General features: G+C 63.9%; 14 protein-coding genes and 1 tRNA gene. 3 read left to right on the top strand and 12 right to left on the bottom strand.

The genetic code is table 11. From position 1 onward, the window contains the following. The first annotated feature begins 33 nt into the window (after positions 1–33). A complete protein-coding gene (locus tag CQ019_RS03385; RefSeq protein WP_105568919.1) occupies positions 34–1653 on the top strand; it encodes an HNH endonuclease signature motif containing protein in 1620 nt (539 codons plus the stop codon). On the opposite strand, the gene CQ019_RS03380 is transcribed toward CQ019_RS03385, so the two are convergent. The 5 genes from CQ019_RS03380 to polA form a co-directional block, all read right to left on the bottom strand. Beyond that, entirely contained in the window at positions 1650–2963 is a 1314-nt protein-coding gene (locus CQ019_RS03380; protein ID WP_105568918.1) for a hypothetical protein, read from the bottom strand. The genes CQ019_RS03385 and CQ019_RS03380 overlap by 4 nt on opposite strands. A gap of 232 nt (positions 2964–3195) precedes the next feature. Continuing rightward, on the bottom strand, positions 3196–4677 hold the full coding sequence (rpsA, locus tag CQ019_RS03375; RefSeq protein WP_105552334.1) for a 30S ribosomal protein S1: 1482 nt from the start codon (positions 4675–4677) through the stop codon (positions 3196–3198). A 218-nt stretch (positions 4678–4895) separates the two neighbouring features. Beyond that, positions 4896–6209 (bottom strand): GNAT family N-acetyltransferase, encoded by a 1314-nt coding sequence (locus tag CQ019_RS03370; protein ID WP_105568917.1) that lies wholly within the window; start codon positions 6207–6209, stop codon positions 4896–4898. A gap of 67 nt (positions 6210–6276) precedes the next feature. Further along, positions 6277–7179, bottom strand: coding sequence for a polysaccharide deacetylase family protein (locus CQ019_RS03365; RefSeq protein WP_105568916.1), 903 nt, complete (start codon positions 7177–7179; stop codon positions 6277–6279). Positions 7180–7280: 101 nt separating this feature from the next. Beyond that, complete coding sequence (gene polA / locus CQ019_RS03360) at positions 7281–9983, bottom strand: DNA polymerase I (protein ID WP_105552337.1); 2703 nt, start codon at positions 9981–9983, stop codon at positions 7281–7283. Here polA and CQ019_RS03355 point away from each other — a divergent pair. Continuing rightward, positions 9982–10467, top strand: coding sequence for a hotdog fold thioesterase (locus tag CQ019_RS03355; RefSeq protein ID WP_105568915.1), 486 nt, complete (start codon positions 9982–9984; stop codon positions 10465–10467). The two genes, polA and CQ019_RS03355, sit on opposite strands and share 2 nt — an antisense overlap. 7 nt (positions 10468–10474) lie before the next feature. Here CQ019_RS03355 and CQ019_RS03350 read toward each other — a convergent pair whose 3' ends face one another. The 4 genes from CQ019_RS03350 to CQ019_RS03335 all read right to left on the bottom strand — a co-directional run bounded on the left by CQ019_RS03350 (position 10475) and on the right by CQ019_RS03335 (position 13494). Next, positions 10475–11020: a dihydrofolate reductase family protein gene (locus tag CQ019_RS03350; protein ID WP_105568914.1), complete on the bottom strand. Its 546-nt coding sequence runs from the start codon at positions 11018–11020 to the stop codon at positions 10475–10477. 71 nt (positions 11021–11091) lie between these two features. Further along, complete coding sequence (locus CQ019_RS03345) at positions 11092–11328, bottom strand: hypothetical protein (RefSeq protein ID WP_105552340.1); 237 nt, start codon at positions 11326–11328, stop codon at positions 11092–11094. Beyond that, complete coding sequence (locus CQ019_RS03340; RefSeq protein ID WP_105568913.1) at positions 11325–12566, bottom strand: inorganic phosphate transporter; 1242 nt, start codon at positions 12564–12566, stop codon at positions 11325–11327. The genes CQ019_RS03345 and CQ019_RS03340 overlap by 4 nt, the downstream gene beginning before the upstream one ends. A 310-nt stretch (positions 12567–12876) precedes the next feature. Next, positions 12877–13494 carry an ANTAR domain-containing response regulator gene (locus tag CQ019_RS03335; protein ID WP_096285230.1) on the bottom strand — a complete coding sequence of 206 codons (618 nt, stop codon included), beginning with the start codon at positions 13492–13494 and terminating at the stop codon, positions 12877–12879. Between the two features lie 188 nt (positions 13495–13682). Here CQ019_RS03335 and CQ019_RS03330 point away from each other — a divergent pair. Further along, a tRNA-Leu gene (locus CQ019_RS03330) sits at positions 13683–13764 on the top strand. Positions 13765–13947: 183 nt separating this feature from the next. Here the strand turns inward: CQ019_RS03330 and pyk are convergent. The 3 genes from pyk to gltB form a co-directional block, all read right to left on the bottom strand. Then, on the bottom strand, positions 13948–15459 hold the full coding sequence (gene pyk / locus CQ019_RS03325; protein WP_105552342.1) for a pyruvate kinase: 1512 nt from the start codon (positions 15457–15459) through the stop codon (positions 13948–13950). 83 nt (positions 15460–15542) lie between these two features. Next, on the bottom strand, positions 15543–17012 hold the full coding sequence (locus CQ019_RS03320) for a glutamate synthase subunit beta (RefSeq protein WP_105552343.1): 1470 nt from the start codon (positions 17010–17012) through the stop codon (positions 15543–15545). Continuing rightward, complete coding sequence (gene gltB / locus CQ019_RS03315; RefSeq protein ID WP_374954775.1) at positions 17005–21618, bottom strand: glutamate synthase large subunit; 4614 nt, start codon at positions 21616–21618, stop codon at positions 17005–17007. The genes CQ019_RS03320 and gltB overlap by 8 nt, the downstream gene beginning before the upstream one ends. Positions 21619–21882: the final 264 nt, after the last annotated feature.

Genomic DNA, 21882 nt, shown 5'->3' with positions numbered 1-21882 from the left:
CGCTTCGGACCGCGCCCCGGGCACACTGGAGCCATGAGTACGAGGATCGAGCAGACCGTCGCGGATCTGCAAGCGCAGCTGGCCGGCTCGGGGGAACTTTCCACCCCCGAGCTGCTGACCCTGTCCTCGCTCGCCGCCGATATCCTGCCCGCCCTGCGCACCGCCAGCACCACGCTCACCGACCCGCGGGCCGCGCTGGCCCTGAGCACGCACACCGAACGGCTGGCCCATGAGGCGGTCCGCACCCAAACCCACTGCGCCCACCTGGTCGAAGCCAGCGGCGCGCACCGCTTGGACATCGCCACCCTCGACGCGCTGCGCGCGCAGGCCATCGACTACGCCACCGCCCCGGCATTCGCCGAGTCCCGCCCCAGCTACAAGGGCGCGACGGAACTCCTCGCCGCCTGGCTGAACCTCGACATTTTCGAGGCCCGCCGCCGGGTGGAGGACGCGCACCTGGTCATCTGCCAATTCGACCAGCAGGGAAACCGCTACCCGGCGCAATTCCCCCGCCTCGCCCAACGCTTCGCGACCCGCCGCGCCGACCCTCGCGAAACGCTGAGCGCCGCCCGCCGGCTGCATAAGCTCGAACCGGTTCCGGGAGAATTCGACGCACCCGGCACGGCCTGTGCGCAGGATGCCAGCGGGCAGCTGGTCGAAGAAGCCGCCGTGGAACTGCTGGAGGAGCCGGAACCGAAAACCCGGTCCAAGAAGTTGAACCAGCTGATCAAATCCGCCAAGGCCACTGCTGCCGAGCTCGAGCCGGAGTCGGCTGCCGGAATCTACCGCCAGGGTGAAAAGGATGGGCTCATCGTCTACCAGGTCCGGCTCTCCGCCTTGGACGCCGATGCCTTCGAATCGCTGCTTTCGCAGGCGGACAATCCGCGCACCGAGGCCGGCGCCGCCAGCCGCCAAGTCGAATCGGCCAACGCACCGGGCACCATCCCGGAGCACCCGGATTTCGTCTCCGACGAACAGGCCGCGGCGAGCACCTGGAACCCGCTGGTGGAGGCGACGGTCGCCCGGCGCCGACTGCAGGGGCTGATGAACCTGTTGACGGTCAATAGCAAGAAGCTCAGCCGGCTGCTGACCGCCCGCACCGCGCAGAAGCCCTCCGCGGGCACACCCGGCGAGGCGCTCGCCCCGGCGGACCTCGAGATCCCGGTGGTTCAGCCCACCATCATGGTCCATCTGACCTTGGCGGAGCTGACCGGATTGGCCAAAACCCACGGGGTGACCGACAGCGGCTTTGAAATGCGGCCCACCGACCTGAGACAGGCCCTGGCCAAAGCGAAGATCATTCCCCTGGTGCTCGGCGGCCGCGGAGAAATCCTGGACATCGGCCGCGAACAACGAAACTTCCCCAAGTACATGCGCCGGGCGATCAAAGCCAGAGACCGTGGCTGCATTGTGCCCGGTTGCACCGTGCCGCCCGAGCACTGCGAACTCCACCACATCTGGTGGTGGTCAAACGGTGGACCCACCGCGGTGTACCTGGGCTGCTGCCTGTGCACCGGGCATCATCACGACGTGCATGCCGGAGTGCTGAAGGTTGCCTCCAACGGCGGCGTCCCGCAGGTCATCCTGCCCAAATTCGTCGATCCGACGCAGACTCCGCAACGCAACAGCATCAATGCCCGCCGCGCGGCCTAGCCTACCAGGTGCCCGCAGATAAACGGCCGCTTGCTGCGCACCCGCACCGCATAGCCATCGATCCCGGCGCCAGCCAAGGAGATCCGCTCGAACTCCGGCAGTGCGGCCGGGTCAAACTGTTCGACCTGCATGGTGTTATCCGCTCCATCGCGCCAATGCAGTCCACGCGTCTGGCGTTTGCGCGGTTCCGCGGCCCGGCGCGGCAGGTAGTTCGCGGCCGCTTGGCGGCCCTGGCCGAACACCGTACGCACCTCCAAACGCACCGGCATCGAGTCCCAGCCGCTGAGCCCGGCGATCACCATCCGGTCCCCGCGCCGCACCAGACGGTCGCTGACATGCTCGCCCCAGACCCATGGCTGATCGGCCACGCGCAAGAATTCGGCGGGGCTCAAGTTATTAACCGCCGCGATCCCATGCACCCGGCAGTTATCGAGGCATTCGGCGAATTGCCCGTATTCCAGCGTCTTGGGCTCCCGGCCCGGATCCGTGCAGTCGCATCCGCCCCCGGACAGCGGCTCGGCCGGCACCACCTTGCCCACCGCGGTGAAACTCAGCGGTCCATATCCCCGGGCCAGCGGGATCTCCAGTGCAAGGTGCCCGGCCAGCCGTTGTTCGATGAACCGCACGAGCACCACGACCAGGCACAGAGCCAATGCCATGACTCCGATGACCAGGGAGTCGATGCGATCCCGATCCAGCGCGTTGACCACCTGCTTCGCATCGGTGAAAAACTGCCAGACCAGCTTCAGCAAGGGGTAGATCATCGAGCCCAGCGCCAGATACCACAACGTTTTCGGCAATTGCCGGTAGGCGTGCAACCGCGAGCGCTGCTCGGGCGGAATATCGACCGTGGAGGTTGAAAGAGCACGCCAACGACGCAACCTGGCGATAAAGCGCAGCTGATTGAACAGTCCCGTCAGCGCCAGCAGCCCGAAGAAGGCGCCGCTGCCCAGCAGCACCAGCTGCGGCACACCCACTGGCTGCAGGATCAGATACAGCGCGGCCGTCGCCGTCAAAGCCAGCCAGGGCGCGATCCGGCAGGCGGCCCACATCACCGCAACGCATGCGGCGATCACCGAGAAGGTCAGCAGTCCGCCCAGTTCGAGCTCTTCCCGATCGCGGTAGGCGAAGCGGAACAGGTAAACGTTCAACGCGATCAGCGGCAGCCAGCTCGCGAGCAGGACGATCACATTGGGGATGTCGCGCGGGATGCTGCGCCACTCTTCCTCGGTCACCGAGTAGAACGGCACAGGCTTGCTTTGCGCCGCCCGCACTCCCTCCGAGGCGTATCTCGCCTTCAACTGAGCCATTGCTTATCCTCACCGGCCTCGACTACCCGCTAACAATGATTTAGTCTATAGGCCGGACTTTATGCTTGCACTCCACCTTTGGGTTGATCTTCAATACGCCCCCTACGCAGCCTGGATGAACCGCATCTGGAAAAGAGCAGTTAAATGAAGGAAAGGCCCAACCCGGAGCGGGTTGGACCTTTCCTCTCAGTACTTGCCTAGCTTGACGCTAAGCTCAGCGCAGCAACAGAAATTAGTTGCCGGTCAGCTTCTCGCGCAGGGCAGCCAGTGCTTCGTCCGAAGCCAGGGTGCCTGCATCGGTGGCTGGAGCCTCCGAGGAGTACGATGCTGGAGCAGCAGCTGCGGCAGTTTCGCCGGCAGCAGCAGGCTCTGCTTCTGCGTCGGCAGCGATTGCGGCAACAACCTGCTTCTTGTGAGCTTCCCAACGCTCCTGAGCGGCAGCGTACTGTGCCTCCCAAGCGGCGCGCTGGGTGTCGAAGCCCTCGAGCCATTCGTTCGACTCTGGGTCGAAGCCCTCTGGGTACTTGTAGTTGCCCTCTTCGTCGTACTCTGCGGCCATGCCGTACAGAGCTGGATCGAATTCGGTACCCTCTGGGTCCACGCCTTCGTTAGCCTGCTTGAGCGACAGCGAGATGCGGCGGCGTTCCAGGTCGATGTCGATGACCTTGACGAACAGCTCGTCGCCCACGGAGACAACCTGCTCGGCCAGTTCAACGTGGCGCACTGCAAGCTCGGAGATGTGGACAAGGCCTTCGATGCCGTCTTCGACGCGAACGAACGCACCGAATGGAACCAACTTGGTGACCTTACCTGGTACAACCTGGCCCAGCGCGTGAGTGCGGGCGAAGGTCTGCCAAGGATCTTCCTGGGTAGCCTTCAGCGACAGCGAAACGCGCTCGCGGTCCAGATCGACTTCGAGAACCTCGACGGTGACTTCCTGGCCAACTTCGACAACCTCGGATGGGTGGTCGATGTGCTTCCAGGACAGCTCGGAAACGTGGACGAGACCGTCTACGCCGCCAAGGTCCACGAATGCACCGAAGTTGACGATGGAGGAAACGACGCCCGGACGAACCTGGCCCTTTTCCAGCTTGTTGAGGAAGGTCGAGCGGACCTCGGACTGGGTCTGCTCGAGCCATGCACGGCGGGAAAGCACAACGTTGTTGCGGTTCTTGTCCAGCTCGATGATCTTGGCTTCGATTTCCTGGCCGATGTACGGAGCCAGGTCGCGCACACGGCGCATCTCGACGAGCGATGCTGGCAAGAAGCCACGCAGGCCGATGTCCAGGATGAGGCCACCCTTGACAACCTCGATGACGGTACCGGTAACGACGCCGTCTTCTTCCTTGATCTTCTCGATGTCGCCCCAGGCACGCTCGTACTGAGCGCGCTTCTTGGACAAGATCAGACGGCCTTCCTTGTCTTCCTTGGTCAGGACCAAGGCTTCGACGCTGTCGCCAACGGTGACAACTTCACCTGGGTCAACGTCGTGCTTGATGGAAAGCTCGCGGGAAGGGATGACACCTTCGGTCTTGTAACCGATATCGAGCAGAACTTCGTCGTGGTCAACCTTGACGACGGTGCCTTCGACGAGGTCACCATCGTTGAAGTACTTGATGGTGGCATCGACTGCGGCCAAGAAGTCCTCAGCGGATCCGATGTCGTTAATTGCGACAACTGGTGCGCTGCTGTTCTCGTTCGAGGTGATGGTCATGTAGTAGGGACTCCGATGTGGATAGATTTGATCAGTCGAAACCCCGGAAGTCCCGGAATTTCGAAGGGGGTAGAACATGAATGCGGACACGACAAAGCCATGGCACGCTGTTCAAGTCTACGCGCCTAGCACACGGCGGGTCAAAGCGTAACCCGCCAACATCCTCGCAAGCGTTTTGTGAACTTCGTCATATCTGCCGGTTAATGCGACCCGTCCCACTAGAAACCGTGCGGAGTGAATCCCTCGCAAGCCGTGCTGAATAAGTCCAGCCACGGCCCTGCTGTTCCTCCGCCTTCCAGTTCAGCGCGTCCTGACGCAAGCAGGAGGTCCAGCTGAACAGTGCCCAGATACAGTCCAGCCAGATCCCGCTCCGACAGCGCCACCCGCGGCAGATCGGATTCGGCCTGCCCTTCCTCGATTCGGCTCACCGTGGCGCGGGAATCGGACACGTCGAACAGGTAGGTTCCGGAGATCAGGTTCATCGGATCATTCACGCACAACAGCAGACGGCCGTCACGCTGGTAGCCGCGGGCTTCGAAGGCAGCGGCAACGTCAAGCACCCGAAGCCACAGCACATCATCGATCGAACGCACCTGGTAGTCCCGCACGTTATCCAGTACATTGCGCAGTGGATCCGCCACAGGGCCTTGGCCGTGCACTTCCTCGACCAGGTCATGGTTGCCCAGGTACTCGAAGAGCTTGAAGCGGGCGGCGTCGCTCGTGGCCACCAGCTTTTGCACGACCAGCTTTGCCTTGGGCTCATCCCATCCGCCGAACTTGTAGGCGGCGAAACCACCGAGCTGGCCGGCGCCGTCGTAATAAGCGGCGAAGCGCAGGTTCTTCGGCTTATCCAAGGTCTCCCAAGTGTCCCAGCGTCCCAGGGCGAAGCCGTTGTCGTACTCGGTGCTGTCCACGGAACCGAAGGTTTGCTCCAGCGCACGCACGGCCAGCGCAGCATACTCGGCCCCGAACTGCTTCGGATCAATGTCGATCACCTGTCCAGGCACCTGCACCCGCAGCTTGACCCCGTGGGCGCACTTGAGCGTGAATCGGCTTTGGTAGGTGGCTGGCTCGAAGCCGTACCGCCCGTAAATGGTCGCCTCCGACGCGGTCAACGCCGCAATCGGGAATCCCGCCTGCTGGGCATAAGCCAGGTCGGCAGTGATCTGCCTCGACAGGATTCCGCGCCGCCGATAGCTCGGAGCGACCGTGACCGCAGTAATCTTGTGCGCTGCAACGGGCGCCTGGCCGCCGGCATTGAGCAGCCCTGGGAACGCGCCATAGGTGTGCACCGGGTGCGCGGCATGTCGCGAGTGCGGCTCGGCAGCTGGATCGAACACCAGTGAAAAGCGCATTTTCAGCGCGTAGGTCAGATCCAGGTAGTTCGACCACTGGTTCTCTTCGGGCAGCTGCTCATAGAAGCCGATCCCGGTGGCCTGGTGGAACAGCTTGATCGATTCATCGAGCTCGGGGCTGCGGACGGTGGCCTGGTAGGTCCGGGTTTCCAGCTTCGGCTTGCTTGCTAATTCCATCGTGCTCCTCGGCAGGAAATATGTGGCTGATCACAGTCTATGCTAGCGCCGGTGCGGCGCAAGGGGTTCACCAGGCTTCGGAGAGCTTAACGAACTCCAGTCCGTCCTGGAGGGCACCAGCCAGTCCGCGAGCGATCCCCCGGGCCGTGCCTGACGCCGGTTGGTTGAAATGCCCGATCCCCACGCCGCCGTCCTTCAGCAACTGAAATTGTGCGGCCACCGTTGCTGCCGGGAAGGTCGCGCCCGCATCCAGATTCACCGTGAAGTTCATCGGGATCAGTCCCAGCTGGCGGCACAGCGCCGCTGAGACCTCATCCATATGCGCGGTGCCCGATCGGAAAAACCGCGCCGCCACCCCGAACTCATCGTTCAGATACCGCTGGTTGCCCATGACCTCGTCGTAGGCTTCGCCCACCGAACGAGTTCCGGAAATTCCGTAGGCCGCTTGCCCATCTATGGTCAATGGAACATGCGAGGTTCCATGATTTGCGATTTCAAACAATGGATCGTCTACCAGCTGCGCCAAGTATCTGCCGTTGCTCCTGGCCCATCGCTGGTTGACGAACAATGTTGCGGGCACCTCGCGCTCGCGCAAGGCATCGATCAGCGCATGGTCGATAGCCGAACCATGCGCTCCCCCGCAGGCGTCAAAGGTCAGCGCCACCCTATTTTTCCCGGTGGGCATCGCCAGTTCGATCCCCTTGGCCTCCAAACCGAACTCGCCTGCCGGAGCATTCTTGAATTGCTCGATGATCTGCGCGCGCGTGGGGTACTGCTGCGCGGGGCTGGCAACGGACGAGGGCGCGTTGGTTGCAGGGGTACTGGTTGTCGAAGCAGGCGAGGATGCAGCCATCGATTCCGACGCACCCTTGGGCACCTGTGCAGCGCAGCTGCTAAGCAGCCCCGCTGCGGCTGCCCCGAAGCCCAAGGCTCCGGCCTTCAAAGCCCAGCGGCGCGAGCGCTGTTCCATGTTCGTCTCTTCCATCATGCACAGTGGTTCGCACCGAGGGGCAGGTGCACCATCAGATGCCCCTGCCCCTCGGTGTTTGCTTCGCTTCGGGAGCAGGGCTCTTAGTGCTCGGCCTCATGCCAGGACTTGCCGATGCCCGGCTGGACGTCCAAGGGGACCTTCAGCTCGGCGGCCCGGCTCATCTCGCCCGTCACCAGTTCCTGCACCGCGTCGAGTTCACCGGCGGCTATCTCCAGCACCAGCTCATCGTGCACCTGCAAAAGCATCCGGGATTTGTACTTCCCCTCGGCCAGCAGCTTGGCAATGTTCAGCATCGCGACCTTCAGCAGATCCGCGGCGGATCCCTGGATCGGCGCGTTCAGCGCCGCGCGTTCGGCGATATCGCGCAGCCTGCGATCGGAGCTGTTGAGCTCCGGCAGGTAGCGCCGGCGGCCGAAGATCGTTTCGGTGTAGCCGTCCTTGCGCGCCTGGTCGACGACGGAACGCAGATAGGTGCGCACCGCGCCAAAGCGTGCGAAGTAGTCCTTCATCAGCGTGCGCGCCTCATCGACGGAGATCTTCAGCTGCTTGGACAGCCCGAAGGAGCTCAGCCCGTAGGCCAGGCCGTAGCTCATCGCCTTCACCTTCGAACGCATCTCGCTGGTGACCTCTTCGGGGGCCACGTCGAAGACATGCGAACCGACGAACCGGTGCAGGTCCTCGCCGCTCTGGTAGGCCTCGATCAGGCCCTCGTCGCCGGACAGGTGCGCCATGATACGCATTTCGATCTGCGAGTAGTCCACGGTCAGCAGGGTTTCGTATCCCTCGCCGACGACGAACACGTCGCGGATGCGCCGACCCTCTTCGGAGCGGATCGGGATGTTCTGCAGGTTCGGGTTCAGGCTGGACAAGCGTCCGGTCGCGGCCACCGTCTGCGCATAGGTTGTGTGGATCCGGCCATCGTCGCCGATCGATTTGAGCAGCCCCTCAACGGTCTGGCGCAGCTTGATCGCCTCGCGGTACGCCATCAGCGCCACCAGGAACGGGTGCTGGGTCTTGACCAGCAAATCCTGCAGGGATTCGGCATCGGTGGTGAAACCGGTTTTGATCTTCTTGGTTTTCGGCAGGTCGAGCTCTTCGAAGAGCACCACCTGCAGCTGCTTCGGGCTGGAGAGGTTCACCTCGTGCCCGATGGAATCGTAGGCTTCCTTGGTGGCCTGGTCCACCTGCGAGGTGAAGTGCGCGTGCAGCTCGTCCAGGCGTTCCCGGCTCACTGCGATGCCCGCACGCTCCATCTCGAAGAGCACGTCGATCAGCGGCAGCTCCATGTCCTTGGCCAGCTCCGCGGCATGCTTTTCGGCGAGCTTGGTGGCGAGGAACGCGGACAGATCAAAAATCGCCTGTGCCTGCGCCAGCGTCGGCTCGATCAGGTCCGCGGTGAGACCCAGATCCAGTTCGCCCTTCTTCGCCGGCTTGAGCACCGGTACCGTGTACTTCAGGTGGTATTGCACCAGATCCACCAGCTCGTGGCTGCGCCGGTCCGGCTGGATCAGGTAGGCGCTGATCAACGTGTCATCGCCTAGGCCGGCGACGCGGAAGCCACGCTCGTAGAGCCGGTGCATGGCGAGTTTCGCGTCGTGGAAGATCTTCGGTGCCTGCGCGTCGGCCAGGAAGCCGGCAAGCACCTTCTCGGTGTCTTCGCCCAGGCTGGACAGTTCCAGCCAGAGCGCCTTGCCCTCACGGAACAGTGCCACCCCGACGGCTTCGCCCGCGGTCACCGCCGCTTGCACCGCAATCGGCGCTCCCTCGCCCTGGGCGATGAATTCGCCCAGTGCCTTCGCATCCTTCGCTTCAAGTCGCTCGAACGCCGCCGCTTCGGGCTGCTCTTCGTCCTCCTGCGCGGCAAAGAGATCGAAGAGCCGCTTGCGCAGGGTGTTGAATTCCAGGGCGTCAAAGAGGTTTTCGATCTCGTCGCGGTTCGGCGCGACCAGTTCGGCTTCGTCCAGGGTCACCGGCAGTTCCAGATCGTGGCGCAACTGGTTCAGCCGCCGGTTGCGGGTGACGTTGTCCAGGTGGGCGCGCAGGCTCTCGCCGACCTTGCCCTTGATCGCGTCGGCATTTTCCAGGATGCCGTTGAGGTCGCCGTAGAGGTTCAGCCATTTCGCGGCGGTCTTCGGTCCCACGCCGGGCACGCCCGGCAGGTTGTCGGCGGTCTCCCCCACCAGCGCGGCCAGATCCGAGTAGCGCTCGGGGCGCACGAAATACTTGGTTTCTACCGCTTCGGCGTCCATCGGCGGGATATCGCTAATGCCCTTCTTCGGATAGAGCACCATGGTCTTGTCGGTGATCAGCTGGAAGGCATCGCGGTCACCGGAGACGACAAGGACTTCGAAGCCCTGCGCTTCGCCCTGGGTTGCCAGGGTGGCCAGGATGTCGTCGGCCTCAAAGCTTTCAAGGGTGATGCTGGGAATGTTCATCGCCTTCATGACCTCTTGAATCAGGTCGATCTGGCCATAGAATTCTTCCGGAGTCTTATTTCGTCCGCCCTTGTATTCGGTGTATTCCAGGGAACGGAACGTTGGGGTGTCCAGGTCGAAGGCCACCGCAACGTGCGTGGGCTTCTGCTGGCGGATCATCGTCAATAGCATGGAGACGAATCCGTGGACGGCATTGGTGTGCTGGCCGGTACTTGTCGCAAAGTTTTCGGCTGGCAGCGCATAGAACGCGCGGAAGGCCATCGAGTGTCCGTCGATGATCAGAAGTTTCTTGTCCGACGTGAATGTCGTTTTGGTAGTTTCGCTCACACCTGAAAGCCTAGTTGCCATGAGCGACAATTTCACTTCTCACGACGAGCAATCTTCAGCACACCCCTTTGCCCAGCAGTTGACTAGGCATGGTGTCCCGCAGGCGATGTGGCCTTTTCTCCAGGGACACGGGGTGGGCACCCTAGTCGAAAAGCTTGATATCCACTTCACCGAGTTTGGCGCCGACCGAGTTTGCGCGACCATGCCGGTCGCAGGAAACGCTCAGGTGGTGGGCATCCTGCACGGCGGGGCATCCGCCGCGCTGGCCGAAACCTTGGGCTCGATGGCTGCCGCCCTGCACGCACGGGGCAAGGCAAACCCGGTAGGAGTCGACCTGAATGTCACCCACCACAAGGCCGCGCGCCAGGGCTTGGTCAGCGCCGTGTGCACGCCGCTGCATTTGGGCCGGCGCGTCACCACCCATGAGATCGTCATCACCAACGAGGCAGGCCAACGCGTGGCCACGGCCCGAATCACCAATATGCTCCTGCCCATCGAGGGCTAGCCGAGCGCTAGGAGACGGCGTAGCTTGCGGCGAAGATATCGTCGCCGAGTTCACGGATTTTCAGTCCGGATAGCTGCGCGTTGGCATCGCGGCCGAAAATGTTCACCCCGCCGCCGAGGAACACCGGCACCGTCACCACGGTGAGTTCGTCGAGCATTCCGGCCTCGATAAAGCCGCCGGCCAGATCCGCACCGCCCACGAGCCAGACATCTCCGGCGCCGGCGCTTTTGGCAATGTCACGGCTCCAGAAACTGATTTCACCGCGGATGAAGGTCAGGTCCGTGTCGGGCAACGAGGGAAGCTCATGGTGCGTGAAGATCCACACCGGCTTCGCGCCGAATGGCCATTGCAGGTGCCCCTCGCCGATATCCCGCACGATCGTTTCGTAGGTTTTGCCGCCGACGACCACCGCGCCGATGCTGTCGAAGAACTCGCGAAGGTCGGCCTGGTAGCCGGGCAGCTCGGTAAATGGGCGTAGCCAATGCGTGTCGCCCGACTGATCGGCCACAAAGCCGTCGATGGAGGCACCCACGTAGTACTTGAAGCTAGTCATAGCTCCAGTCTAGGGGTGCCTCCATCGAAGGCAATATCTAGTTTTTGCCGCCCACCGGGCGTGCCGGATGCCTAGAGGCCCAAGATCGCTTCGCTCAGCTGCGGAACGATGAGCACCACGCCGAAGAGCACGATCAGCCCGCACAGTCCGAAGCAGAGGTAGGCGCCGTACTTATTAACCTGGGTATTGCGGTGCTCGTCGCGGGCCACCGCCAGCAGGCGCACGCCAAAGGAGTATGCGACGACGATGCACATGGCAGCTACCCAGCTGACCAGCGCGACGATGAGAAAAGCTGACCATTCGATCATGAGATATCCGCTTCCTTGTCCATGGCTTCCTGCGCAAGCTTCCGGGCCGCCGTTGCTTCGGCCTTGGCGCGGGCGCGACGCTCCTTCTTCGAAAGGATATTGACCGCGGCTCCCGAATTATCGATGTCGGACATCGCGGTATCGTGCCCCACATGGTCCTTGCGGGACATGTACCAGAACAGCAGCAGGGTTCCCACGCCGACGACGGCGACGATCCCGACGCCGACTGCGCCGATATGGGTCAGCGCCGCGGCGGCACCGCCAACGATGGCGGCCGCCGGAAGGGTGAACAGCCACCCCAGGGCAATGCGGCCCGCGGTGCCCCAGCGCACTTCTGCGCCCTTGCGTCCCAGGCCGGAACCGATGACCGAGCCGGATGCCACCTGCGTGGTGGACAAGGCGAAGCCCAGGTGCGATGAGGTGAGAATTGCCGAGGCGGTCGAAACCTCGGCGGCGAAGCCCTGCGCGGGCTTCACATCGGTGAGCCCCGAACCCATGGTGCGGATAATGCGCCAGCCACCGGTGTAGGTGCCCAAGGCAATGGCCACCGCACAGGTTGCAACGACCCACAGGTGCGGGCCGGTGCCGGCGCGCTGCATCCCCGAAGCGACCAGAGTCAGGGTGATAACACCCATGGTCTTCTGCGCGTCATTGGTGCCGTGCGCCAGCGCCACGAGCGAGGAAGAGAAGATCTGTCCGTAGCGGAAGCCTCCGCGTTTAGGCGAGGCGCCGTTCTGCCGCTTCGTGATCGAGTACGCAAGCTTCGTGCATAGATACGCGGAAATGCCCGCAATCAGCGGGGCGCACAATGCCGGCAGAAGCACCTTGGAGAGCAACACCCCGTAGTCGATGGCGCCGAACCCGGCACCGACGATCGCGGCGCCAACCAGCCCACCGAACAGGGCGTGGGAGGAGCTTGAAGGCAGGCCGAGCATCCAGGTGAATACGTTCCAGATCACCGCGCCCATAAGTCCCGCAAAGATCATTTCCGGCATGATCTGCACGCCGGTGGTGGGATCTTCGTTGATAATGCCGCCAGAAATCGTCTTGGCTACCTCCGTAGAGAGGAAAGCACCGACGAGGTTCAAAACCGCAGCGAGAGCTACAGCCTTTTTTGGAGTGATTGCTCCGGTTGCGATTGGGGTGGCCATCGCATTGGCCGTGTCATGAAAACCATTGGTGAAGTCGAAAAACAACGCCAAGGCGATGACCAGGACGACGATTAGCGTCAAATCCATTGAATACCAGCCTGAGGGTCGAACGGCAAGGAAAAAGAACTTGGGCCGAGAGCTGCAAAATCCAGCGAAGATGATGGCGTGCGGGATTGGGCTCAAAGCGCAATTTCAATCTTATGCCCCTGAACAGATACGTCAATCCGGCCAGTCAACCAACCCCGGGCAAATTCCGCATGAACTTTTGGTGCCCAAGTAGGCAATTACCGCGTTCATGCCGGATCGCGCTTTTGCGGGCAGAGAAAATGTGCGCCAAACCATAGGTGGCTTGGCGCACATTCGCGCGGCTCGCTGCGCCGCAGGCAATGGCGGGAGGCTACTTAACCTGATCGATCACGGTGTCCGCGACCTGCCGCATGCTCAGTCGACGGTCCATCGAGGTCTTCTGGATCCAGCGGAATGCTTCCGGTTCGGTCAACCCCATCTTGGTGATGAGCAGCGACTTGGCCCGGTCCACAAGCTTTCGAGTCTCGAACTGCTCGGCGAGGTTGCTGACCTCGGACTCCAGGGCACGCAGCTCGTCGTTGCGCGAAATCGCGATTTCGATCGCCGGGGTCAGGTCGGCCGGGGTGAAGGGCTTGACCACGTAGGCCATGGCGCCGGCTTCGCGCGCCCGCTCCACCAATTCCTTTTGGCTGAATGCGGTGAGCAGCACGACGGGGGCGATGCGCTCCTTGACGATCGACTCGGCGGCGGTAATGCCATCCATCACCGGCATCTTTACATCCATCAGCACCAGATCCGGCTTCAACTCACGCGCCTTCTCCAGCGCGCTCTGGCCGTTGTCGACCTCGGCCACCACGTCATAGCCTTCGGAGCGCAAGATCTCAACGATATCCAGGCGGATCAGCGTCTCGTCTTCGGCTACGAGCACGCGTCGCGCCGCGGAAGGCGCCTCGGAAGGGATTTTGGTAATTTCTGGTAGCTCGCTCATAGGGCGCCTTCCTTAGTGGTCTGCGTACCTGCCTCGTTAGCCGGCAGAATTCAAGATGTATTTCGCGGCGAGCCGCGCTGCTCCCGTTTCGTATCTAAGCCTACTTGCATGTACCCTTATTAGGGCGATGACGCGAGGTTATCGATTAGGAAATCTACGAAACCTCTAGTAAACTCGTCAATGTGCTCGCCCAAGTGGCGGAATCGGTAGACGCGCCGCACTCAAAATGCGGTATCGAAAGATGTGTGGGTTCGAGTCCCACCTTGGGCACATCATGAATGCCGTCGGAGAAAGTGAAAACTCTCTCCGGCGGCATTTTTTCTTTTAATTATTCGCCCCTGTGATGCATCTCGCAGCGAGGATGGATTGGTTCCAAACGCGAATGAGCCTGCCCGCAGGATCGATGAAACGATCTTGCGGGCAGGCTCACTTTTGTTGGCTCAAAGCTACGGCTTAGAGATCCTTGGGCGTCGAAACGTTCGCAGGATCCCATGGCCCGACAACTTCGCGCGCCGGCATTGGCTTGCCGTCGACCAGCTGACCGGCATCAGCCAGGTCCCCGACCTTGTGCACGCGCAGCGAATTGGTCGAACCGGCTTGCCCCGGAGGGGAACCGGCAGCGATGCAAACCAGATCGTTGATCTGGGCCAGGCCTTCGCTGAGCAGCTGCTCATCGACCTGTGCGGTCATCTTGTCGGTGTGGTCCGCGTAGGCCACCAGGCGTGCCTGCACTCCCCACATCAGGGTCATGATGTTGTAGGTCTGCTGCAGCGGGGTGAAGGCCAGCACCGGGCGCTTCGGGCGCAGGCGCGAAAGGCGTCGTGCGGAGTCACCGGACTGGGTGAAGGCGACGATGTATTTCGCGTCGAGCTGATCGGCGATTTCCACGGCCGCACGGGTAATCGCGCCGCCACGGGTCTTCGGCTGCGAGCCGAGACGTGGAATGCGATCCAGCCCGTGCTGCTCGGTGGAGGAAATAATGCGCGACATGGTTTCCACGGTCTCCACCGGGTAGGCGCCCACCGAGGTCTCCCCCGAAAGCATCACCGCGTCGGCGCCGTCGAGCACCGCGTTGGCGCAGTCCGAAGCCTCGGCACGGGTTGGGGTCGGCGATTCGATCATCGATTCGAGCACCTGGGTGGCGACGATGACCGGCTTGGCCCAGCGGCGCGCGAGCTCCACCGCACGTTTCTGCACCACCGGAACGTCTTCCAGCGGCAGCTCCACGCCCAGGTCGCCACGGGCAACCATGATCGCGTCGAAGGCGTTGATGATTTCTTCCAGCGCGGCAACTGCCTGCGGCTTCTCGATCTTTGCGATCACCGGAAGGCGGCGGCCTTCCTCGTCCATGATTTCGTGCACGCGCTCGATATCGCTGGCATTGCGCACGAAGGACAACGCGATCATGTCGACGCCGGCACGAATGGCCCAGCGCAGATCGTCCTCGTCCTTTTCGCTCAGCGCCGGCACGTTGACCGCAACGCCGGGCAGGTTGATGCCCTTGTTATTGGAGACCTCGCCGCCGACCACGACCTCGGAGCGCACCTCGGTATCGGTGACCTCGATGGCTTTGAGCTTCACCTTGCCGTCGTTGATCAGCAGGAAGTCCCCCGGCTTCACATCGGTTGGCAAGCCCTTGAAGGTGGTCGAGCACAGGTTGCGAGTACCCTGGATGTCCTCGATGGTAATGGTGAATTCTTCGCCGACTTCCAAGATGTACTTGGCGTCGTCCTTGAAACGACCCAGGCGGATCTTCGGGCCTTGCAGGTCTGCGAAAATGCCGACCGCGCGCCCCACCTCGGTCGCCGCGTTACGTACGTTTGCCAAGGATTGAGCATGCATGGAGTAGTCTCCATGGCTCATGTTCAGTCGGGCGACGTCTACGCCCGCTTGAAGTACCGCTACGGTGTTTTCATAGCTCGCTAGGGCCGGGCCCCATGTTGCCACAATTTTTGCGCGTCTCATACCGTCAGCCAAATGCCTTTCATGTTTGCATAGGCAAAATGCGGCGAACCCGTTTGGGTTCGCCGCATCAAAGCCTATGCCACTCAAATGATGCTGATGGCTCTATCTGTTGGAGCAACTGGTGCAGGAAGGTTCGTCGTTTCCATCAGGAACTTATCGACTCCGGCGGCGCAAGCGCGGCCTTCGGCGATAGCCCAGACGATCAGCGACTGCCCCCGACCGGCATCTCCGGCGGCGAACACCGATTCGGAGTTCGTCATGTAGTAGCCATCTCGGGCGACGTTGCCCCGGTTGTCGAATTCGATGCTGAGCTGCTCATCGAGCCCGGAAGGTTCCGGACCGGTGAAGCCAAGAGCCAGGAGAACCAGATCCGCTTTGATAACGCGTTCCGTCCCAGGCTTCGGCAGGCGCTTGCCGGCAACGAATTCTGTCTCTGCAACTGTAACACCGATCACCTTATTCTGCTCGGCTCCCTCGCCGGAAACGAAGTTCACGGTCGAGGCCAGATAGCTGCGTTCGCCGCCCTCCTCATGCGAGGACTGCACCTCGAAGAGCAGCGGCATCGTGGGCCACGGCTGGGTGTCGGCGCGTTCGGTCGGCGGCTTCTGGCCGATGGCCAAGGTGGTCACCGAAGCGGCTCCCTGGCGCAGCGCGGTGCCGATGCAGTCGGATCCGGTGTCGCCACCGCCGAGCACGATCACGTGCTTGCCCTTCGCATCGATGCGCGCAGCGTCCAGGGTTCCGGCCACCACGCGGTTGTTCTCTGTGAGGAACTCCATGGCGTGGTGCACGCCATCCAGGTCATGGCCCGGGATGGGCAGCTCCCGCGGGATGGTGGCGCCGGTGGCGACGATCACCGCGTCATAATCGCGACGCAATTGATCCCAGCTGATCTCCTTGCCGATCTCGATGCCGGTGCGGAAGATCGTGCCTTCCTCACGCATCTGGTCCAGGCGGCGGTCGATGATCTGCTTTTCGAGTTTGAAGTCCGGGATGCCGAAGCGCAGCAGGCCGCCGATCTGCTCGTCGCGCTCGTAGACCGCCACGGTGTGGCCCACCCGGGTCAGCTGCTGGGCGGCAGCCAGTCCGGCCGGACCGGAACCGACGATGGCCACGCGCTTCTCGGTGTGGCGCGCCGGCGGCTGCGCGATGAAGTCGCCGGCGTCCATCAGATGCTCGGCCAGCTCGGCCTCGACCTGCTTGATGGTGACCGCGGGCTGGTTGATGCTCAGCACGCAGGCCGCCTCGCAGGGAGCGGGGCACAGCTTACCGGTCAGTTCCGGGAAGTTGTTGGTGCTCAGCAGCCGGGCCGCGGCATCGTCCATCCGCCCGCGGTAGGTCAGGTCATTGAACTCCGGGATCAGGTTGCCCAGCGGGCAGCCCTGGTGGCAGAACGGGATGCCGCAGTCCATGCAGCGCGAGGCCTGCTCCTGCAGCGTGCCTGCTTGCTGGCGCTCAAGGACCTCCTTGTAGTCCATCAGGCGCACCGGCACCGGGCGCTTGGGTTGGGTGACGCGTTCGGTCACCTTCAAGAATCCGCGTGGATCAGCCACGGGTCACCTCCAAAATCTTGTCCCATACCTGCGGCGAATCCGGATTCTCTCCGGCGGCCGCCGCTTCGGCACGGATATTTTCAACCGCGGCGAAATCGCGCGGGATGATGCTGGTCAAGCGCTGGCGGGTCTGCTCCCAATCCAGGATCAGGCGCTGCGCCTGCGGCGAGGCGGTCAGCGCGATGTGCTCGGTGAGCAGCGCGTGGATCGTCTGCGCCTCATCGTCGTTGATCCCGCGGACCAGCAGATCGCCGGCCGCGGCGGCCAGCGGATTCAGGTTCTTCTCCTCGAAGTCCAGCACCCAGGCCATGCCGCCGGACATCCCGGCGCCGAAGTTGCGTCCGGTGGCGCCCAGGATCAGCACTCGGCCGCCGGTCATGTATTCGCAGCCGTGTTCGCCGATGCCTTCGGTGACGATCGTGGCGCCCGAGTTGCGCACCGCGAACCGTTCGCCGACCATGCCGTTGATGAACATCTCACCGCTGGTCGCGCCGTAGCCGACCACATTTCCGGCGATCACCTGGTCCTGCGGGTTGGACAGGGTGGTGCGCGGCGGGTGGATGGAGATCCGTCCGCCCGAAAGCCCCTTGCCGACGTAGTCGTTCGCGTCGCCGGAGAGCCCGAGGGTGATGCCGGCGGGCAGGAAGGCGCCCAGGGACTGGCCCGCGCGCCCGGCCAGGTTCACCCGGATGGTGTCCGCGGCCAGTTCCTCGAGCCCGAAGGTCTTGGTCACGTGGTGGCCGAGCAGCGTGCCCACCGAACGGTCGGTGTTCACGATGTCCGCGTCGATCACCACCGGGATCCGGTCCGCTAGGGTCTGCGCGGCCGCGGCCAAGAGCCGCTGGTCCAGATGCTTGTCAAGACCGTGGTCCTGGCCGATCCGGCGGCGGCGTGCGGTGAGTTCCACGTCGGGCACGTGGGTGATCGCGCCCAGGGCCAGGGACTGGACCTTGTCGTGGGCGCCGGCCTGCGCGCCGCTGAGCAGCTCCACCCGGCCGATGACCTCCTCCAGGGTGCGCGCACCCAGGCTGGCGAGCAGTTCGCGGACCTCTTGCGCGATGAACTCGAAGAAGTTCACCACGAATTCGGCCTTGCCGCTGAAGCGTTCGCGCAGCGCGGGGTTCTGCGTGGCCACGCCCACCGGGCAGGTGTCCAGGTGGCACACGCGCATCATGATGCAGCCCGAAACCACCAGCGGGGCGGTGGCGAAGCCGAATTCCTCGGCGCCGAGCAGCGCGCCGATGAGCACGTCGCGCCCGGTTTTCAGCTGGCCGTCCACCTGCACGGTGACGCGGTCGCGCAACCCGTTGAGGATCAGCGTCTGCTGCGCCTCGGCCAGGCCGATCTCCCACGGGGTACCCGCATGCTTGAGCGAATTCATCGGCGAAGCGCCGGTGCCGCCATCGTGCCCGGAGATCAGCACGACGTCGGCCTTCGCCTTGGCCACGCCGGCCGCGACGGTGCCGATGCCGGACTCGGAGACCAGCTTCACGTGCACGCGCGCCGCCGGATTGGAGCACTTCGCGTCGTGGATCAGCTGGGCCAGGTCCTCGATCGAGTAGATGTCGTGGTGCGGCGGCGGGGAGATGAGTCCCACGCCCGGGGTGGAGTGGCGGGTCTTGGCGATCCACGGGTAGAGCTTCTGGCTCATCAGCTGGCCGCCCTCGCCGGGCTTCGCGCCCTGGGCCATCTTGATCTGGATGTCATCCGCGTTGGTCAGGTACAGGCTGGTCACCCCGAAGCGGCCCGAGGCGATCTGCTTCACGGCGCTGCGGCGCACCGGGTCGAGCAGCCGCTCGGGATCCTCGCCGCCCTCACCGGTGTTGGACTTGCCGCCCAGCCGGTTCATCGCGATGGCCAGGGTCTCGTGCGCCTCGGCGGAGATCGAACCGTAGCTCATCGCCCCGGTGGCGAAGCGCTTCACGATCGAGCTGACCGGTTCCACCTCGTCGATGGGGATCGGGGTGATGGACTCGGTGTTGAACTTCAGCAGCCCGCGCAGGGTTTTCAGCTCCGAGGCCTGGTCGTCGACGGCCTTGGTGTACTCCTTGAACACGTCGTAGCGGCGGGTCCGGGTGGAGTGCTGCAGGCGGAATACGGTCTGCGGGTCGAACAGGTGCGGCGGCCCTTCGCGGCGCCACTGGTACTCCCCGCCCACCTCCAGCTCGTTGGGCTGGCTCGCCCCGGAATGCTCCGGGTAGGCCCGGGCGTGCCGGGCCGCGGCCTCGGCGGCGACGACGTCGAGCTCGATGCCCGAGAGCTTGGTGGCGGTGCCGGTGAAGTACTGGTCGACCACGCGCTGGGAGAGCCCCACGGCCTCGAAGGTCTGCGCCCCGCAGTAGGAGGACACCGTGGAGATGCCCATCTTGCTCATGATCTTCAGCACCCCCTTGCCCAGGGACTTGATCAGGTTCGCGGCGGCGGCCTGCCCGGTGATGCCCGGCAGCGAGCCTTCCTCGGCCAGCTGCTCGACGCTTTCCAGCGCGAGGTACGGGTTGATGGCGCTGGCACCGTAGCCGATGAGCAGCGCGATGTGGTGGACCTCGCGGGCGTCGCCGGACTCGATGATCAGCGACACGCGGGTGCGGGTCGAGCTCTTGAGCAGGTGGTGGTGCACCGCGGAGGTCAGCAGCAGCGACGGAATCGGAGCCCAGGCCGCGGAGGAGTCGCGGTCCGAGAGCACGATGTAGCGCACCCCGCGGTTCACCGCGGCGGAGACCTTTTCGCAGATTTCCTGCAGCCGGGCCCGCAGTTCGGATTCGCCTCCGGCCGGGCGGTAGAGCCCGCGGACCTTCAGCGAGTACTTGGCGCCCGACGCGTCGCGCAGGTTCACGATCTTCGCGACCTGGTCGTTGGTCAGCACCGGGTAGTCCAGATCGATCTGCGTCTGCGCCACGCGGTCCAGGGAGAGCAGGTTGCCGTCGGGTCCGATGGAGGTGCGCATCGAGGTGACCAGCTCCTCGCGGATCGCATCCAGCGGCGGATTGGTGACCTGGGCGAAGGACTGCGTGAAGTAGTCGAAGAGCAGCCGCGGGCGCTGCGAGAGCGCGGCGATCGGGCTGTCGGTGCCCATGGCGCCCAGCGGCTCGGCGCCGGTGGTGGCCATCGGGGCCAGCAGCATGCGCAGCTCCTCGGCGGTGTAGCCGAAGGTCAGCTGGCGCTGCAACACGGAGGCCGAATTGTGGCGCACATGCTCCAGGTCCGGGAACTCCTCCAGGGACTTGATATTCGTCCCGACCCATTCGCGCCACGGCTTCGCGGCGGCGACCTCGGCCTTGATCTCGGCGTCATCCACGATGCGTCCGGCATTCAGGTCCAGCGCGAACATCTTGCCCGGGGCCACGCGGCCCTTGGAGACGATATGCTCCTCGGCGATGTCGATGACGCCGACCTCGCTGGCGAGCACCACCAGGTCGTCGTCGGTGACCCACCAGCGCGCCGGGCGCAGTCCGTTGCGGTCCAGCACCGCGCCGGCCAGCTGGCCGTCGGTGAAGCAGACCGCCGCCGGGCCGTCCCACGGTTCGATGAGCATCGAGTGGTACTGGTAGAAGGCGCGCAGATCGGCGTCCATCTGGGTGTCGTTTTCCCAGGGCTGCGGGATCATCATCATGATCGCCTCGGTGACCTTGCGCCCCGAGAGCATCAGCATCTCGGCGACCTCGTCGAAGCTCGCGGAGTCCGAGGCGCCGGGGGTGCAGATCGGGAAGAGCTCCTCGGGCACCTCGCCGAGCAGCTCGGATTCCAGGGTCGACTGGCGGGCGCGCATCCAGTTGCGGTTGCCCTTGACGGTGTTGATCTCGCCGTTGTGCGCGATGGTGCGGAACGGCTGGGCCAGCGGCCACGACGGGAAGGTATTGGTGGAGAAGCGCGAGTGCACGATCGCGCAGCGGCTGGTGAAGCGCTCGTCGGACAGATCCGGGAAGAACGGCTCGAGCTGGGCGGTGGAGACCATGCCCTTGTAGACGATGGACTGCGCGGAGAAGGAGGCGAAGTAGACGCCGATCTTATTGTGCGCGCGCCGGCGGATGCGCCAGGCTGCCGCGTCCAGGGCCCGGGAGTCGAGCTCACCGGAGGCCGCGCTGGAGGCGACGAAGAATTGGGTGATATGCGGCATGACCGCACGGGCGGAGGCGCCAAGTACTTCCGGATCCACCGGGACGGTGCGCCAGCCGAGCACGGTCAGCGACTCTTCGGCGGCGAGCTCTTCGAGTTCGGCCTTGGCGAACTCCAGTTCGTTCTGCGCCGCGGGCAGGAAGCCCATGCCGACCGCGTAGCTCCCGGGGGCGGGCAGCTCGAATTCGGTGACGGCGCGCAGGAAGGCATCGGGCAGGTGCAGCAGGATGCCCGCTCCGTCGCCGGTCCCTTCGTCGGCGCCGATGGCCCCGCGGTGTTCCAGGCGGCGCAGCGCGGTCAGCGCGTGGCTGACGATCTCATGAGTTGGGTGGTTCTTCAGCGATGCAATCATCGCCAGTCCGCAGGCATCCTTTTCGGCGCTCGGGTCGTATAAACCCTGCGCCGGCGGAATTGCCGCGAATCGGGTATAGGGCGAGGGGGCGGCCTCGCCAAATCCGGGCGAGGCGTTCAACTGGACTCCGGTCATGCTCATGAGCGTGCCTTTCGTGGTTCATGCGGCGGAAAAAGGCGAACCGGGTCCCACCTTGGGGATTCTCGAAGGTGCGTCAGCCACCGGTCGCCTTAACCTCGTGGCCAGCTGCGCCGCCGGCGGGGTGGGGCCGAGCGGGTGCGCTGCTTCGAAGGTTGAAGGATCCACCGCGTTGTGGTTCCTGCGCCTCGCCCGGGTCATGGGGTGTGGACTCCCGGAGAGGTGCGTAGATTTACCTTACGCCCCCTATGTTTCCCGCTTTCGCGC

Origin of the sequence: Arthrobacter sp. MYb229 (assembly GCF_002975405.1) — a bacterium.
Taxonomy (GTDB): domain Bacteria; phylum Actinomycetota; class Actinomycetes; order Actinomycetales; family Micrococcaceae; genus Glutamicibacter.
This window is presented reverse-complemented; position numbering and strand designations above follow the sequence as displayed.

What these genes read in the sequence shown, in the direction of transcription:
- CQ019_RS03385 (WP_105568919.1), top strand. Translation starts at nt 34, where the DNA reads ATGAGTACGAGGATCGAGCAGACCGTCGCGGATCTGCAAGCGCAGCTG.
- CQ019_RS03380 (WP_105568918.1), bottom strand. Translation starts at nt 2,963, where the DNA reads ATGGCTCAGTTGAAGGCGAGATACGCCTCGGAGGGAGTGCGGGCGGCG.
- rpsA (WP_105552334.1), bottom strand. Translation starts at nt 4,677, where the DNA reads ATGACCATCACCTCGAACGAGAACAGCAGCGCACCAGTTGTCGCAATT.
- CQ019_RS03370 (WP_105568917.1), bottom strand. Translation starts at nt 6,209, where the DNA reads ATGGAATTAGCAAGCAAGCCGAAGCTGGAAACCCGGACCTACCAGGCC.
- CQ019_RS03365 (WP_105568916.1), bottom strand. Translation starts at nt 7,179, where the DNA reads ATGGAACAGCGCTCGCGCCGCTGGGCTTTGAAGGCCGGAGCCTTGGGC.
- CQ019_RS03355 (WP_105568915.1), top strand. Translation starts at nt 9,982, where the DNA reads ATGAGCGACAATTTCACTTCTCACGACGAGCAATCTTCAGCACACCCC.
- polA (WP_105552337.1), bottom strand. Translation starts at nt 9,983, where the DNA reads ATGGCAACTAGGCTTTCAGGTGTGAGCGAAACTACCAAAACGACATTC.
- CQ019_RS03350 (WP_105568914.1), bottom strand. Translation starts at nt 11,020, where the DNA reads ATGACTAGCTTCAAGTACTACGTGGGTGCCTCCATCGACGGCTTTGTG.
- CQ019_RS03345 (WP_105552340.1), bottom strand. Translation starts at nt 11,328, where the DNA reads ATGATCGAATGGTCAGCTTTTCTCATCGTCGCGCTGGTCAGCTGGGTA.
- CQ019_RS03340 (WP_105568913.1), bottom strand. Translation starts at nt 12,566, where the DNA reads ATGGATTTGACGCTAATCGTCGTCCTGGTCATCGCCTTGGCGTTGTTT.
- CQ019_RS03335 (WP_096285230.1), bottom strand. Translation starts at nt 13,494, where the DNA reads ATGAGCGAGCTACCAGAAATTACCAAAATCCCTTCCGAGGCGCCTTCC.
- pyk (WP_105552342.1), bottom strand. Translation starts at nt 15,459, where the DNA reads ATGAGACGCGCAAAAATTGTGGCAACATGGGGCCCGGCCCTAGCGAGC.
- gltB (WP_374954775.1), bottom strand. Translation starts at nt 21,618, where the DNA reads ATGAGCATGACCGGAGTCCAGTTGAACGCCTCGCCCGGATTTGGCGAG.